Annotated in this window: 13 protein-coding genes; 6 read left to right on the top strand and 7 right to left on the bottom strand. The window is 38.0% G+C overall.

Features of this window, described 5'->3' with window-relative positions; all coding sequences use genetic code 11:
* Window positions 1-23: 23 nt before the first annotated feature.
* Both OPU68_RS11345 and smpB read right to left on the bottom strand, forming a co-directional pair.
* Window positions 24-1,496, bottom strand: coding sequence for an OmpA family protein (locus OPU68_RS11345; RefSeq protein ID WP_498474097.1), 1,473 nt, complete (start codon window positions 1,494-1,496; stop codon window positions 24-26).
* A 67-nt stretch (window positions 1,497-1,563) separates the two neighbouring features.
* The gene (smpB, locus tag OPU68_RS11340) at window positions 1,564-2,022 is read right to left on the bottom strand and encodes an SsrA-binding protein SmpB (RefSeq protein ID WP_498474096.1); all 459 of its coding nucleotides are present in this window, start codon (window positions 2,020-2,022) and stop codon (window positions 1,564-1,566) included.
* A gap of 78 nt (window positions 2,023-2,100) precedes the next feature.
* Between smpB and OPU68_RS11335 the strand changes: the two genes are divergently transcribed.
* Together OPU68_RS11335 and OPU68_RS11330 are read left to right on the top strand one after the other, a co-directional pair.
* A complete protein-coding gene (locus OPU68_RS11335) occupies window positions 2,101-3,723 on the top strand; it encodes an ABC-F family ATP-binding cassette domain-containing protein (RefSeq protein ID WP_498474095.1) in 1,623 nt (540 codons plus the stop codon).
* A 340-nt stretch (window positions 3,724-4,063) separates the two neighbouring features.
* Window positions 4,064-5,410, top strand: a complete 1,347-nt coding sequence (locus tag OPU68_RS11330; protein WP_498474094.1) for an alpha-amylase family glycosyl hydrolase — start codon at window positions 4,064-4,066, stop codon at window positions 5,408-5,410.
* 125 nt (window positions 5,411-5,535) lie between these two features.
* Here the strand turns inward: OPU68_RS11330 and rodA are convergent, their stop codons facing one another.
* The 5 genes from rodA to OPU68_RS11305 all read right to left on the bottom strand — a co-directional run bounded on the left by rodA (window position 5,536) and on the right by OPU68_RS11305 (window position 11,263).
* A complete protein-coding gene (rodA, locus tag OPU68_RS11325) occupies window positions 5,536-6,765 on the bottom strand; it encodes a rod shape-determining protein RodA (RefSeq protein WP_498474093.1) in 1,230 nt (409 codons plus the stop codon).
* Window positions 6,762-8,789, bottom strand: coding sequence for a peptidoglycan D,D-transpeptidase FtsI family protein (locus OPU68_RS11320; RefSeq protein ID WP_498474092.1), 2,028 nt, complete (start codon window positions 8,787-8,789; stop codon window positions 6,762-6,764). Before OPU68_RS11320 ends, rodA begins: the two co-directional genes overlap by 4 nt.
* On the bottom strand, window positions 8,786-9,292 hold the full coding sequence (locus OPU68_RS11315) for a rod shape-determining protein MreD (protein WP_498474091.1): 507 nt from the start codon (window positions 9,290-9,292) through the stop codon (window positions 8,786-8,788). The genes OPU68_RS11320 and OPU68_RS11315 overlap by 4 nt, the downstream gene beginning before the upstream one ends.
* Window positions 9,282-10,136 (bottom strand): rod shape-determining protein MreC, encoded by an 855-nt coding sequence (gene mreC, locus OPU68_RS11310; RefSeq protein WP_498474090.1) that lies wholly within the window; start codon window positions 10,134-10,136, stop codon window positions 9,282-9,284. Before mreC ends, OPU68_RS11315 begins: the two co-directional genes overlap by 11 nt.
* A gap of 101 nt (window positions 10,137-10,237) precedes the next feature.
* The gene (locus OPU68_RS11305; RefSeq protein ID WP_028121656.1) at window positions 10,238-11,263 is read right to left on the bottom strand and encodes a rod shape-determining protein; all 1,026 of its coding nucleotides are present in this window, start codon (window positions 11,261-11,263) and stop codon (window positions 10,238-10,240) included.
* A 284-nt stretch (window positions 11,264-11,547) separates the two neighbouring features.
* On the opposite strand from OPU68_RS11305, the gene hemA reads away from it, so the two are divergent.
* From hemA to hemE, 4 genes are read left to right on the top strand one after another with little or no spacing between them, the layout of a single operon-like run.
* A complete protein-coding gene (gene hemA / locus OPU68_RS11300) occupies window positions 11,548-12,801 on the top strand; it encodes a glutamyl-tRNA reductase (RefSeq protein ID WP_498474089.1) in 1,254 nt (417 codons plus the stop codon).
* Window positions 12,802-12,805: 4 nt separating this feature from the next.
* Window positions 12,806-13,714 (top strand): hydroxymethylbilane synthase, encoded by a 909-nt coding sequence (gene hemC / locus OPU68_RS11295; RefSeq protein WP_498474088.1) that lies wholly within the window; start codon window positions 12,806-12,808, stop codon window positions 13,712-13,714.
* Window positions 13,715-13,759: 45 nt separating this feature from the next.
* Window positions 13,760-14,440: a uroporphyrinogen-III synthase gene (locus OPU68_RS11290; protein ID WP_498474087.1), complete on the top strand. Its 681-nt coding sequence runs from the start codon at window positions 13,760-13,762 to the stop codon at window positions 14,438-14,440.
* Window positions 14,441-14,475: 35 nt separating this feature from the next.
* Window positions 14,476-15,501: a uroporphyrinogen decarboxylase gene (gene hemE, locus OPU68_RS11285; protein ID WP_498474086.1), complete on the top strand. Its 1,026-nt coding sequence runs from the start codon at window positions 14,476-14,478 to the stop codon at window positions 15,499-15,501.
* Window positions 15,502-15,516: the final 15 nt, after the last annotated feature.

The following is a 15,516-nucleotide window of genomic DNA, read 5'->3' as shown; positions in this document are numbered from 1 at the left end:
ATTTAGAAATTAATTATTTAGAATTATTTTCTTTTTTTAGTAGCTTTTTTCTTAACTACTTTTTTCTCAACTACCGGAAGATCTGATTTTTGAAGAGCATCCCAAGCAGCGCCGTTTACAGCTTCTACTACTACTTTTCTATCAGCTTGTCTTTCAGCATCTGTAGCAGTTGCAGGAACTTTAGCATCTCTAGCACCTACACCAACTGATTTCAATTGAGTTGAGCTAACACCTTTAGCTTCCAACGCAGCAACTACAGCAGCAGCTCTTTGTCTAGAAAGTTTCAAGTTGTATGCTGCAGCACCTTTAGCATCCGTATAGCCAGTTACTAAGAATGTAGCATCTTTAGCGCCATTAAGAATAGCAGCTGCTTGTTCAATTTTTCCAGCAGATTCTGCTCTTACAGTAGCTTTGTTGAAATCAAACAAGATATTTGTTAAAGCACCTGTAGCTTCTTCAGCGTAAGCTGAAGCTGGTTTAGGACAACCTTGGTATTGAGCAAGACCGAATACTGTAGGACAAGCATCATCTTTGTCTAACACTCCGTCTCCGTCTGTATCTGGCCAAGGACAACCTTTGTTTTCTGCTGGACCAGGAACGTCAACACAAGCATCATCTTTGTCTAATACTCCGTCTCCGTCTGTATCTGGCCAAGGACAACCGTTGTTTTCTTTAGGACCTGCTACATCTGGACATTGATCGTCTTTGTCTGGAATACCATCTCCATCTGTGTCAGGACATCCTTGGAATTCTGGTAAACCTGGAGTATCTGGACAAGCATCTTCTTTGTCTGGAATTCCGTCCTTATCTCTATCTGTGTTTCCGAATCTAAATAGTAAAGATGCAGAAGCTTGCCAGAAGTTTGCAACACCTGATTTATCAACAGGAGTAGTAACATAATCTCCTTGAACACCTAAACCAAAGTTTTTAGTTACCCAGAAATTGATACCAGCACCAGTACTAACTGTAAAGTGGTTAGCTTTTCCAGTAAGATCTCCGTCTTCGTTGTAAGCTCCAATTACTTCACCCGACTTAGTATCTGTTTGAGGAAAAGTAAGACCTGTATAGTCATGTCTTAAATAGTTAGCACCTACTCTTAAGTAAGGATCGAACCAAGACTCTTCATCCCACAATAAACCTGCAGCTTTGAATTGAACACCAAGACCTGTCATTAGGAAAAATTCTTTTTCCATTGCGAATCTTTTGTTGTCAACATTACCAACAGTCGTTTGCCAGTCAAGTACCAAACCTTTTCCAAGGCTTCTTGCAACTGTCAATTTAGAAAGTGGTGGTGTAATTGAATACTTAGAAACACCGAATAAGTTTTCTTTAAAATTGTTGAATGAGAACGTATTGCTGAAATTGTTTCTTTGAGCAACGTGATTCACCCCATGAGCACCTACACCTATAACCCAAGGGTTAGTAGTAGTTTGCGCAAAAACAGAAGAGGCAACAGTAAGTGCCAAAGCTGTAATTCCTAATTTTAGATTTTTCATAGAATTAAATGATTAAATAATTGATAATGCAAAATAAATATAATTTTTCTTTATAAACAAAGTTTTTTTAACTTTTCTTTAATATCCTTTGGATATTTACTTTATTCTCTCTGTCCTTGATAGCTTCTCTTTTATCAAAGAGTTTTTTCCCTTTAGCTAATGATATAAGTAGCTTAGCTTTCCCATTATCATTAATATATAGCTTGAGTGGAATTATCGTATTGCCAACATCCTTTAACTTTTTTTTAAGTTTTTGCAATTCGTAATTATGCATTAGCAACTTCCGTTCCCTTTTTGTTTTATGATTGTAAAAAGTTCCTAATTTATATTCATCTATCATCATATTAATGACATAAAGTTCATCATCAATAAACTGGCAAAAGCTTTCTGTGATTGAAGCTTTGGAAGATCGGAGAGATTTTATTTCTGTACCCGTCAGGACCAAACCGGCTTCATATTCATCCAGAATTTCATACTCAAAACGAGCTCTTTTATTGAAGATATTAACAGTTTTTTCTATTTTCATAGTGTTAAATTATTATAAGTATAAGGCTTTCCTCATCCCAACTTATTTTCGTATTTTTGCACAAACTTACAAAACAATATGTTAACAGTATCTAATTTATCATTACAGTTCGGGAAAAGAGTTCTTTTTGATGAAGTCAATATAAAATTTACAAAAGGAAATTGCTATGGTATCATTGGTGCCAATGGCGCAGGGAAGTCAACTTTCCTTAAAATATTAAGTGGAAAACAGGATCCCACTTCCGGCCACGTTTCTTTGGAAAACGGCAAAAGAATGTCTGTTCTGGAGCAGGATCACTTTGCTTACGACGGTTTTACGGTTCTTGAAACCATTCTTAGAGGTAACAAAATGCTTTTCGATATTAAGGAAGAAATGGATGCATTATATGCAAAGGAGGATTTTTCTGATGCAGACGGAATCAAAGCCGGAGAACTTGGAGTTGTCTATGACGAGATGGGCGGATGGAATTCAGAAGCTGATGCACAAACCTTGCTTTCAAATGTTGGTATTTCGGAAGATATGCATTATCAATTAATGGGCGAACTGGAGAACAAAGACAAAGTAAGAGTTTTACTTGCACAAGCTTTGTTCGGTAATCCTGATGTATTGATTCTGGATGAGCCTACCAATGACCTGGACATTGCAACGATTGCTTGGCTGGAGGATTTCTTAGCAGATTATGAGAACACGGTAATCGTGGTTTCTCACGACCGTCACTTCCTTGACACCGTTTGTACACACATCGGCGATTTGGATTATGCTAAACTAAATCTTTACACAGGTAACTACTCTTTCTGGTATCAGGCTTCACAATTGGCTACCAGACAAAGAAATCAGGCTAATAAAAAAGCTGAGGACAAGAAAAAAGAATTACAGGACTTCATCGCACGATTCAGTTCCAACGTGGCGAAAGCAAAACAGGCAACTGCTCGTAAGAAGATGATTGATAAATTGAATATCGATGATATCAAGCCTTCTTCAAGAAGATATCCGGCAATCATCTTCGATACAGAGAGAGAAGTTGGAGATCAGATTCTTGACGTGAAAGGTCTTGAAAAAACAAAAGACGGCGAATTATTATTCTCAAACATCGATCTTAACCTTAAAAAAGGTGATAAAGTAGCGGTAATCTCCAGAAACTCTTTGGCAATCACAGAATTTTTCGAAATCCTTGCTGGAAATCTTCCTGCAGACAAAGGAAATATCGCTTGGGGTGTTACAACAAACCAGTCTCATATGCCTTTGGACAACACGACTTTCTTCCAGGATGATATCAATCTGGTAGATTGGTTGAGACAATTCACTAAGAATGATGAGGAACGTCATGAAGAATTTATGAGAGGTTTCCTTGGAAGAATGCTTTTCTCAGGAGACGAGGCTCTAAAATCATGTAAAGTGCTTTCCGGAGGTGAGAAAATGCGTTGTATGTTCAGTAGAATGATGCTTCAGAAAGCGAATGTTCTTTTGCTTGATGAGCCTACGAATCACCTGGATTTGGAAAGTATCACCACTTTGAATAACTCATTGAACAACTTTAAAGGAAACATCCTTTTGTCTTCTCATGACCACGAATTGCTAGGAACTGTTTGTAACAGAATCATCGAGTTGACACCAAAAGGAATCATCGACAGAGATATGACTTACGATGAATATCTTTCTGATAAAAAGATCAAAGAATTGCAGGAGCAGATGTATTCTTAAAATAATTTGAATAAGTTCGAACCACTATTTTAAGTTTTGGGCGCCTTTATCCGCCTTCCGCTCCCAATCTTTTTTGCACGACGATTTCAATCAAAATAGAACTTGAGTACAAGCAAAAAAGGATTTCCGCTCAAGTCGGGGCGCGGGTTTCTACAATAAAAGAGTGCTTTGTCTTCAAAACAAGGTTTTACATACAACCCTTTCAGAGTTTTGAACTCTGAAAGGGTTTTTACTTTGTTAAAGTTTCAAATCTTTGACAAAGTTTTACAGACAGATTATTTTTCCATTAAAATTTAAAAAAATCAAAAACTCTTTTTAATTTAGAGAAATATATAATCTTATGAATTCATTAAGATACTTACTATTAATTCTGATTATTCCTTTCTTGGGATTTTCTCAGACCAAAGATCCACGTTATCAGCCAAAACCTTACGTTGAACTGAAACATCCGGAATGGAGCAAAAACGCAACAATCTATGAGGTCAACATTCAACAATACACCAAAGAAGGCACTTTCAAAGCCTTTGAAAAACATTTGCCAAGACTCAAAAAAATGGGCGTTGATATTCTTTGGCTAATGCCAATCCACCCAATTGGAGAACAGCACAGAAAAGGAAAATTGGGAAGTTATTATTCGGTAAAAGATTTCAAAGGTGTGAATCCCGATTTTGGAACTTTGAAGGACTTTAAAACTCTGGTTGACAAAATCCACTCAATGGGAATGTACGTCATTATCGATTGGGTCGGGAATCATTCCGCTTGGGATAATCCTTTGACAAAAGAGCATCCGGACTGGTACACAAAATCCAGAGAAGGCAACTTCCAGCCAACGCCATGGTATGATTGGGACGACGTCATCGATTTTGATTACAACAATCCGGACTTTCGAGAATATATGACTGGTGCTTTGAAATATTGGGTAAAAGAGGCCAAAATTGATGGTTACAGATGTGATGTCGCAGGTTTTATTCCGGTAGATTTCTGGGAAAATGCAAGAGAAGAACTTGATCAAATAAAACCAGTCTTTATGCTGGCTGAGTGGGAATCACGAGATCTTTACAAAAAATCTTTTGACGCCACTTATTCCTGGACACTTTGGGACAAACTTAAATTGGCAACCACCGGTGGAAAAGGTGCAAATGCTCTTTACGAATATATGGCGCACGATGTCGGGAGTTTTCCTTTGGACTCTTACAGAATGTTGTTTACAGATAATCACGATAAAAATTCCTGGGAAGGCAATCAATATTCCAACTTCGGGAAAGGACTGGAAACTGCGATGGTTCTTTGCGGAACTGCCAACGGAATGCCTTTGGTTTATAGCGGACAAGAAGCCGGACTTGACAGAAGTCTGGAGTTCTTTGAAAAAGATGAAATCGTTTGGAAAGACCACAAGTTCTATGGAATGTATCAGAAATTGTTTGATTTGAAACATAAAAATCAAGCTTTGTGGAACGGAAAATATGGCGGTGAAATGATCCGTGTAACGAATAATCAGATGAATGATGTTCTGTCAATTTACCGTGAAAAAAATAGTGACGCGGTTCTATCGATTTATAATTTTTCTGATAAAAACCTTCCTACGAGTGTTGATACCAAATATTATTACGGGCAATATCGGGAATTGTTTACCGGGAAAATCTTCAATATTAATTCTGAAAAGACAATAATCAATCTGAAGCCCTGAGAATATCTGGTGTTGGTGAAGAATTGAATTTAAAGATGACTCTTGATTCTCGCAGATCAGGCTGATTCTTCAGATTTTTTTTAGTGTCGTTTCAATTATATTAATAAGAACAGAGCAGCTTCGTTTTATACGAGGCTGTTTTTGTCTGCATAGTTAAGCTTGAAGAAAATAAAAGTCATAATCGAGAATGCCAGAAGCGAACTTCCACCGTAACTGAAAAACGGAAGCGGAATCCCAACTGTCGGAAAAAGTCCCATTACCATCCCCAGATTGATGGCAAAGTGAATCAATAAAATAGAGGCGAAACAATATCCGAAAACGCGGTTGAAGGTTGATTTCTGATTCTCGGCGAGATAGTAAATCCGGCCAATGAAAATGGAGTAACAGAGTATTAAAATAGTACTCCCAAGGAAGCCCCACTCTTCGCCAACGGTGCAGAAGATGTAATCTGTTTCCTGCTCGGGAACAAATTTTCCTTGTGTCACAGAACCTTGTTTGTAACCTTTGCCGGTTACACCGCCAGAACCGATGGCCGTTTTGGAATAGAGTAAGTTGTAGCCGGAAGTATCTCGAAATGCTTTTTCACCCTTGTATAAAACCTCGATTCTTTCTCGCTGGTGTTTTGGAAGCTTTGTAAGAATGTAGCCGGAGGAATATGATAATCCGCTGAGAATACCAACTGTGAATACAATTGCAATGATCAACATCAAGTTACCCTTGATCTTATAAAAATTAAAGAAGACAAAAATAGCTGCGATGATAAGAATTCCAATTGTAATAAATAATGGATCTACGGCAATCGAAATCAAAAAAGTCGTGGCAAAAATAAAGATAACCCCAAAGAACCAACCGGAAAGTCCTTCTCTGTAAAGCGCTATGACGAAAGCAAAAAATACGAGAAGTGAGCCAACATCAGGAATCATCGAAACTACAACGCCGGGAATGGCAACAATTGCCAAAGCGGTGTATAGTACTTTTCTGTTATTAATATTAAAATCCGGATTAGAAACGTAATTTGCCAGCATCAGCGTGGTTCCGATCTTCGCAAACTCAACAGGCTGCATCGTAAACCCACCGAATTTGTACCAGTTTTTCTGTCCAAGAATCTCCGTACCAAAAGGAAATAATCCTACCAAAAGTAAAACACCGCCCACATAAATAATAGCCGACATATTCTCGAAGAATTTGGTTCTCATAAAAAATATGATCATCCCAACAAACAAAGAGATTCCAAAAAACATCAACTGTTTGCTTCCCAATTTTGCATCCACACTATTAATATTAATTATAGCGAAAACGCAAAGTATGATGTAAAGTCCAATTCCTAATTTATCGATCCCTTCTGCCCACTTCATTTTGAATTGCTTTTTAGAGGTTTAACTTTGGAACTGTCTTTCTTTAATTTCTTATTTTGGATAGCCAGAAGGCTGTCTTTAATTCTTTTGAGCTTCAAAGTATCTTTCGGAGGCTCTTTGTACCAGCCTTTTCGTTTCATTTCGGAAATATACTGTCGCTTGTACTCCGGCATAAAGCTGGAAGTGATCATTTTCTTGTACAGATTTTCTCTCTTAAGTTCTCCGGTAATGTATTTTTCTGCGATGACAGTACAGGCCGGACCTGCCCAGGTCGCTCCAAATCCTGCGTGCTCCATCACAGCAACCACAACAATTTTGGGTTTATCTGCAGGCGCAATCAATACAAAAATCGAATTATCTTTTCCCTGAGGAACCTGCGCAGTTCCTGTTTTTGCCAATTGTGTAAAGTCTTTTGACCTGAGACTTCTTCCGGTGCCATTGATCATTACTGCTTCCATCCCCTGAAGAACCACATTATAATAATGCGGATTCTGGATCATCGTCATGTGTTTCTTCTTGAATCTTGGATCCGGATTAGGTTTTCCATCAATAGATTTAACAATGTGAGGCGTGTAATACCAGCCTTTGTTGGCGATTGCTCCTACAAAGTTTGCCATTTGCAGAGGTGTTAATAAAACATCACCCTGTCCCATCCCATTGTATAAAGCGCCTGTTGGCATCTCGTCCCAGTTTTTATAATCAGTCCGCTTTGATCCATTCGCTTTATAAATAGACTTCATTCGCTTCTCGTAAAACTCTCCAGAAGGAATTCTGCCTTTTGCACCGACCGCTAAATCATTATTAAGAAATTCGCCAACGCCAAAACTATTGATGATTTTTTTCCATTCATCAACACCTCTTGAAGGATTGCCGGGATATTTTTTTAAAATTGCCAGATATGCATACGTAAAATAACAGTTACTGGAAACCTGGATCGAAGGAATCAGCGGATCTGCACCGCCGTGGCCTTTGATACTTTTACCACGATAGAAAAATCCTCTTCCGCAAGGGAAAATCGTTTTGTCTGTCATCACGCCCATTTCCATTGCAGCCAAAGCTGTTAACAATTTGAATGTCGATCCCGGCGGATATGCAGCCTGAACAGATCTGTCAAAAGTTGGCTTATTTTCGAAAATGGTATCGTTAGCCAATTTGTAGAGATTTCTGGATTTTTCCGGACCTGTGAAAAGATTGGGATCAATGTCCGGACCTGTTGCCATCGTCAGGATTTCGCCATTATTTGGGTCGAGGGCTACGACTGCGCCGTGTTTGTTCACGAGCATTTCTTCCGCCATTCTTTGAAGGTCATAATCAATGGTCAAAGTCAGATCTTTACCTGTAACCACTTCTTTGTCAAGTTCTCCGTTTTTGTAAGAACCGATGCTTCTTTGGCGAATGTCTTTTTGGATATACTTCATTCCTTTTTCGCCCCGAAGTTCTTTTTCATAAGATTTTTCAACACCACTTTTCCCGACAAAATCTCCCGGTAAATAATAGGTTGAATCTTTCTTGATATCATTATCATTTACCTGATTGGTATAGCCCAAAAGATTTCCTGATGTATTGACTTCATACTGTCTCTGTGGACGCGGAACGATGCTGAAAGCCGGATATTTGAAAATCAATTCCTGAATTCTTGCCATTTCCTCACGACTTAGATTTTTCATAAAAGTCATCGGTGTCAACCTGGAATAGTATTTTTCCCTCTCAATATTCTTCATCGTCTTGATGAAATCCGATTCTGTGATTCCCAATAATTTACAAAATCCTATCGTATCAAAATCAGGTTTTAAAAGTGCAGCTGTGTAAGAAATTTCAAATGATGGCTGATTTCCCACTAATATTTTTCCGTTTCTGTCAAAGATGACACCTCTCGGCGGGATGACATATTCTATTTTGATGGATGTATTTGCAGCATTCAGGGCATATCTGTCTGTGAAAAGCTGTAAATAAGAAAGCCTTGCAATAAAAATTAATGCAATGATGGAAAGGGCGAAAATGATTTTGAGATATTGTGGTTTCAAACTTTTTGCTTGATTTTAAATGCTAATGCATAGACTAATATGAATACAAACGAGATTATACTGGTAACTATTACATTAAATAAAATTTCAAAAAATCTGTCGAACTTAAAAAATTCGATGTACTGAACCAAAAGCTGATGAATAAAAATACTGGTTACAATAAAAAATATGAACTGCGTCCACTGGATACTTTGGAAAGAGAAAAAATCTGTCGTAGTATCTGTGGAAGTCCGGAATATGATTGTTCTAAAGTAAGCGACAACCGTAGTTGCGAAAGCATTGATTCCCCAGGTTCCGAGAAATGCATCAACACATAATCCTAAGATAAAGCTCAACGCCAGGAAATGAAATCTGTTTCTGAAGAATGGATAAAACATTACAAAAACAGGATAAAGCACCGGAATATACTGCCCAAAAAGAGCAACTCTGTTCAGAATAAAAATCTGAAAAGCGGTCAATAGTGCGATCAAAGCCAGATCTGATACAACGTTTCTACTGATCATCTTTTTGAATTTGAACTTTTAATGAATCATCTATTTTCTGAACTTCGGATTTTTTCAGGTTTCGAACGACATAAACTTTACTTAGTTTTCCGATTTTCTCGCTGAGTTCTACCGAAATATCCCAGAATCCTGTTTTGCTGTCAACTTCATATCCGGCTACAGTTCCGACCAAAATTCCTGCCGGGAAAATGGAAGATTTTCCATCGGTTATCACGGTATCGCCAACTTTCAGAGGAACATATTTTGGAATATCAGAAAGCGTCATTGTTCTGGTATCATCGCCTTTCCAGGATAATGTCCCGAAATAGCCCGTTTTTTTAAGTGATGCGCTGATCTTGATTTTATTGACACTTAAGATTGACTTTACCAAAGAATAATTATCAGTTGTGTTAATAACGATCCCGGCAATTCCTTTCGGCGCAATAACGCCCATATTGGAACTCACGCCCTGAAGACGTCCGCGGTTGATAGTATAGTAATTGTCTCTCCTGTTGATACTGTTGAAAACCACTTCTCCATCTACAAAAGTGTAAATCTGTCCACCTCCTATGGTATCGTAAACTTTTCTGAAACTCGGGTTTTTAGCTTTATCTTTTCCGTAAAGTTCAAGCATCAAAGCTTTATTTTGAGTAACAAGATCTTCGTTAATCTGTTTCAGTTTCAGATAAGAAGTTCCTTCATCTATATAACCTGAAACCCAGGAATTGAAAGCCGCAGTTTTTGCTGCAATGAAACTTTGCTGCATTGTATTTTTGCTGAAAATAAGTACAATTGCAACCAATTGCAGGAAGACAAAGAACACGAATAAAGCATTCTTAGAAAAAAATCTCAGCAAAGCACCCATCTAAGTTGTAAATGATAATTGAAAAATTATAAATGATCTGATAAAAGTCTAAAACTTATTTATCAAAACTGTACAATCATTCAAATTTTAGAGAAAAATTATTATTTGATCAGGAAATTAAACTTATCCATATTTTTAAGAGCAATTCCGGTTCCTCTTACAACCGCTCTCAAAGGATCTTCTGCCACGAAAACAGGAAGTCCCGTTTTTCTGTGAAGCCTGTCTGCCAAACCTCTCAGAAGCGCTCCACCACCTGCAAGATAGATTCCGGTTTTGTAAATATCTGCAGCCAATTCAGGAGGCGTCAATGATAATGTTTCCATTACTGCATCCTCGATTCTGATGATGGATTTGTCAAGTGCTTTTGCAATTTCTTTGTAGTTGACCATAATCTCTTTTGGTTTCCCGGTGATGAGATCACGTCCTTGTACAGGAATATCGTCAATTGGAACATCCAATTCTTCCACAGCGGAACCAACTTCGATTTTGATTCTCTCAGCCGTTCTTTCTCCAATGTATAAATTATGATGCGTTCTCAGATAATAAGCAATGTCATTTGTGAAAACGTCACCCGCGATTTTCACAGATTTGTCACAAACAATTCCACCTAATGCAACTACAGCAATTTCCGTTGTTCCACCACCTATGTCGATAATCATATTACCTTCCGGCTTCTGAACATCTATGCCAACTCCTATTGCAGCAGCCATTGGTTCGTAAATCAAACGTACTTCTTTCGCATTTACTTTCTGTGCAGAATCTCTTACCGCTCTCTTTTCAACTTCTGTAATTCCTGAAGGGATACAGATCACGATTCTAAGCGCAGGCTGGAAAAATTTGCCTTTGATGCCCGGAATCTGTTTGATGAATTCCTTGATCATATGCTCCGATGCATGGAAATCTGCAATTACACCATCCTTCAATGGTCTTACAGTTTTTATATCTTCGTGGGTCTTACCTTGCATATGCTTTGCTTGTTCACCTACCGCAATCGGTTTGCCAGTCGAGCGCTCTATCGCAACAATAGACGGCTGATCCACAACTATTTTGTTATTGTGTATGATAAGCGTGTTCGCAGTTCCCAAGTCAATCGCAATCTCTTGCGTAAACATATCCAATATACCCATTTTGTTCAGTAATTATTAAGTTTACAAAGATATAAATTTAGAGTCATTCTATCTGACGAATTAAAAATAATTTGGTTAAAATTTCCTTAAAATTTCCTTTTAAATTAAGATTTCAAAATTCTGAAAATCAATCTGAAATTAAATATTATTACTCTTACAAAAAATCTTCTAAAACATTATTATTCTTATACGATTACTTGTTGTATCTATAGATTTTATCAATTTATCAAAATGATATTCGGAAACAGTCTTTGTATTAAAATTCGTAAATTCGCATACTGAAAATGAGCACTAAAAATAAATTTCATCAGACATCCGATTTTGCCGTTCTCAGCATCAGTTACGAAAAAGCAGATGCCGAAACACGTGGCAGATTTGCGTTTTTTGATGATCATATCAAAGCTTTTGTAAACCAGATCCACGAGCAGGATTACGGAGACGCATTCGTGGTTTCAACTTGTAACAGGACAGAAATCTACTCTACTACCAAAAATTATCTTCACATTGCAGAACTGTATTGCAATACAGTTGGCGTTTCGCTTTCGGAGTTTCTGAAATATGTGAATGTCCTGCAAAGAGAAGACGCATTGTTTCATCTTTTTCGCGTGGCTGCAGGTTTGGAAAGTCAGATTATTGGCGATTTCGAGATCGTTTCTCAAATCAAAAATGCTTATCATAGATTCAAAACTTACAAAGATTTTTCTAATCCTTATCTGGAACGTGCCATTAATTCCTCAATTCAGATTTCGAAAAAGATCAAGAACGAAACAGGAATCAGCACAGGTTCGGCTTCAGTTTCCTACGCTGCGGTTCATTATATTCTGAATCAGACAAAACACATCCACGAGAAAAATATTTTGCTTTTGGGTGTAGGTGAAATTGGTCAGAATACGATCGAAAATCTGGTAAAACACATCTATCAGCCCAAAATAAAAATCGCCAACCGTTCTTTTGAAAAAGCGGAGAAAATTGCCGACAAATACAATATTCCTCAAATCGATTTTGAAACTTTCCCGGAGGAACTGAAACAAACCGATGTTCTGATCGTAGCAACCGGTGCACAGAAATACATTATTGATGAAACTAATTTTCCTAAAGACAAGGAAATGCTCGTCATCGATCTTTCGATTCCCAACAACGTTCAGAAGGAAATTGGAAAATTGGAAAATGTGACTTTGATAGATGTGGATCAGCTTTCGCAAACCATCAAAGAAACGATGGATCAGCGGAAAAAAGAAATCCCAAAAGCGGAAGCTATTATCAAAGAAATGTCAAAAGAATTTGCGGATTGGGAAAAGAAAAGAAAACTCGCTCCACAAATCAATCATTTCAAAAATACTTTGAAAAAGATTGAGGAAAACGAAATGCACAATATTCACAAGAAATTCCATTACGCTAAGATCGAGGATATGGAATTGTCCAACAATCTGGTTCAGAAAATCACGAATCGATTTGCGAAATACATAATGGAAAACCCTTCCCGCGCCGACGAAATCACAAAATTGATGGAAGAAATCCTCGACATCCACAAACAGTAAAACAATGAAAACCATAAGAATAGGAACAAGAAATAGTCCGCTTGCACTTTGGCAGGCTCACGAAGTTGAAGCAAAACTTCAAAATCTTGGTCTGCAAACGGAAATCGTTCCAATCATCAGTTCCGGCGACAAAAACCTAAACCAACCGCTTTACGCATTGGGAATTACCGGAATTTTCACAAAAGATTTAGACATTGCTTTATTGAACGATGAAATTGATATTGCTGTACATTCCTTGAAAGATGTTCCGACACTTTTGCCTGAAAACGTTCAGATTTCTGCGGTTTTGGAACGTGATTTTCCCGAAGATGTTTTGGTAAGAAATAAAGATGCGGCATCTTTAGATTTGAATGTTTTGAAAATCGCAACCAGCAGTTTGAGAAGACGCGCTTTTTGGTTAAAGGAATTTCCGGAAGCTGAATTCACAGACATCCGCGGAAATGTACAAACGCGATTAAAAAAACTGGATGACGGCGTTGCAGACGCGACCATTTTTTCATTAGCAGGAATCAAAAGAATGAATCTGGATGTCGAATATGAGCAAATCCCATTTTTGCTGCAGGCGCCTTCTCAGGGTGTTGTCGCAATTGCGAGTAAAATTGACAACCCAGAACTTAGCGATATTTTAAAATCAATTTCTCATAAGGAAACTGAGATTTGTATTACGATAGAAAGAGAATTCCTGAAAACTTTGGAAGGCGGATGTACTGCGCCGATAGGCGCCAAAGCTGAATTAGCTGGAAATCAGATCCGGTTTGTTGGAAGACTTTGTTCGCTGGACGGAAAAGATTGTATCGAAACAGATGAAATCTTAGACTGGAACGAATCTGAAAATTTTGGAGCGAAATTAGCTGTGAAAGTTTTGGAAAACGGCGGGAAAGAACTGATGGATGAGATTAGAAAAAGTTTATAAATACTTTAGCAATGTCAGTCTGAGGCTCCCGAAGACTTTATAAATATGAAAATCCTTTTTACAAAATCACTGGACAAAGAAGAAGTTTCTGAGAAATTAGGAACTGAAATGGCGGTTGATTTTGTGGAGGTCATCAAAACTGAAATCATTAAAACGAAAACTTTCGGTTTAAAAAACAATTCGGTAATTTTCACGAGCGTGAATGGCGTGAAAGCTTTCTTCGAAAATGGTTTTGTAGCGAATGAAAATTTTGCAGAGAAAAATTACAACAAGATTTATGCGGTTGGCTCGCAGACAAAAAAGGAACTCAGGAAACAAAATTTCTGGACTTTTAAACTTTGTAAAAATGCTTCTGAACTTTCAAATTTTATCATAGAAAACTCTGCCGACGAAAAATTTTTGCATTTTTGCGGCGACCTTGCACTTGATATTTTGGACGAGAGATTACCATTGCAGAATATCTCGTACAAAAAAATCCCGGTTTACAGAACAGAATTGCTTTATCCAAAAATCGATGAGAAATATCAGGCTGTTGTTTTCTTCAGTCCGAGTGGAGTTCGTAGTTTTGCGAAAAATAATTCTTTAGAAAATACATTACTTTTTTCAATCGGAGAAACGACATCGCAGGAATTAAGAACATTTACAAAATCTGAGATTTTTACCAGCACAGAAAATACATTATCAAACCTGTTGTCAGTAATTAAAAAAACTTTTGAAGGATCATAGTCCATCAACTGCACCGACAACTTTCAACTTATATTATGATTAAAAACGATCTATATTTAAAAGCACTTCGGGGCGAAACCGTGGAAAGACCGCCCGTGTGGATGATGAGACAAGCCGGAAGATATTTACCGGAATTCATTGCGCTTCGTGACAAATACGACTTTTTCACAAGATGCCAGACGCCGGAGCTGGCCTCAGAAATTACGGTTCAGCCGATCAGAAGATTTCCTTTGGACGCAGCGATTTTATTCTCCGATATTTTGGTGGTTCCGCAAGCGATGGGCATCGATTTCAAAATGAAGGAATCCGTTGGGCCTTGGCTGGAAGAACCTATCAGAACGGCTCAACAAGTTGGTGATGTGGTAGTTCCGGACGTGAATGAAACGTTAGGTTACGTTTTCGACGCCATAGAAATGACTTTGGAAAAGCTGGACAATGAGATTCCGTTGATTGGATTTGCTGGTTCGCCTTGGACAATTTTCTGCTATTGTATAGAGGGAAGAGGTTCTAAGGATTTCAATATTGCAAAATCATTTTGTTTTTTGCAAACGGAAGCGGCGCACAAATTATTGCAAAAAATTACGGACACGACGATTGCTTATCTGAAAAGAAAAGTAGAGAAAGGCGTTTCGGCTGTTCAGGTTTTTGACAGTTGGGGCGGAATGCTTTCGCCAGCGGATTATCAGGAGTTTTCCTGGCAGTACATCAATCAGATTGTAGAAGCTTTGGCTCCGTTGACGCACGTTGTGGTTTTCGGGAAAGGCTGTTGGTTTGCGTTGGAAGATATGACGAAATCTAAAGCGTCCGCTTTGGGTGTTGACTGGACGATTACGCCGGAATTAGCTAGAAAATTCACGAATAATGCTGTGACGCTTCAGGGGAATTTTGACCCTTCTAGATTGCATTCTACGCCGGCGACAATTCGGAGAATGGTTCACGAGATGATTGACCGTTTTGGAAAAGATAAATATATTGTGAATCTCGGACACGGGATTTTACCCAATATTCCGGTTGAAAATGCAGAGGCGTTTATACGAGCCGTTGTAGATTGGAAAGCATAAAACAAAAAGCCAGAG

Source organism: Chryseobacterium sp. TB1-D10 (assembly GCF_059803555.1).
This window is presented reverse-complemented; position numbering and strand designations above follow the sequence as displayed.

Coding starts and splice junctions, on each gene's coding strand:
- OPU68_RS11345 (WP_498474097.1), bottom strand. CDS start 1,496: ATGAAAAATCTAAAATTAGGAATTACAGCTTTGGCACTTACTGTTGCC.
- smpB (WP_498474096.1), bottom strand. CDS start 2,022: ATGAAAATAGAAAAAACTGTTAATATCTTCAATAAAAGAGCTCGTTTT.
- OPU68_RS11335 (WP_498474095.1), top strand. CDS start 2,101: ATGTTAACAGTATCTAATTTATCATTACAGTTCGGGAAAAGAGTTCTT.
- OPU68_RS11330 (WP_498474094.1), top strand. CDS start 4,064: ATGAATTCATTAAGATACTTACTATTAATTCTGATTATTCCTTTCTTG.
- rodA (WP_498474093.1), bottom strand. CDS start 6,765: ATGAAGTGGGCAGAAGGGATCGATAAATTAGGAATTGGACTTTACATC.
- OPU68_RS11315 (WP_498474091.1), bottom strand. CDS start 9,292: ATGATCAGTAGAAACGTTGTATCAGATCTGGCTTTGATCGCACTATTG.
- mreC (WP_498474090.1), bottom strand. CDS start 10,136: ATGGGTGCTTTGCTGAGATTTTTTTCTAAGAATGCTTTATTCGTGTTC.
- OPU68_RS11305 (WP_028121656.1), bottom strand. CDS start 11,263: ATGGGTATATTGGATATGTTTACGCAAGAGATTGCGATTGACTTGGGA.
- hemA (WP_498474089.1), top strand. CDS start 11,548: ATGAGCACTAAAAATAAATTTCATCAGACATCCGATTTTGCCGTTCTC.
- hemC (WP_498474088.1), top strand. CDS start 12,806: ATGAAAACCATAAGAATAGGAACAAGAAATAGTCCGCTTGCACTTTGG.
- OPU68_RS11290 (WP_498474087.1), top strand. CDS start 13,760: ATGAAAATCCTTTTTACAAAATCACTGGACAAAGAAGAAGTTTCTGAG.
- hemE (WP_498474086.1), top strand. CDS start 14,476: ATGATTAAAAACGATCTATATTTAAAAGCACTTCGGGGCGAAACCGTG.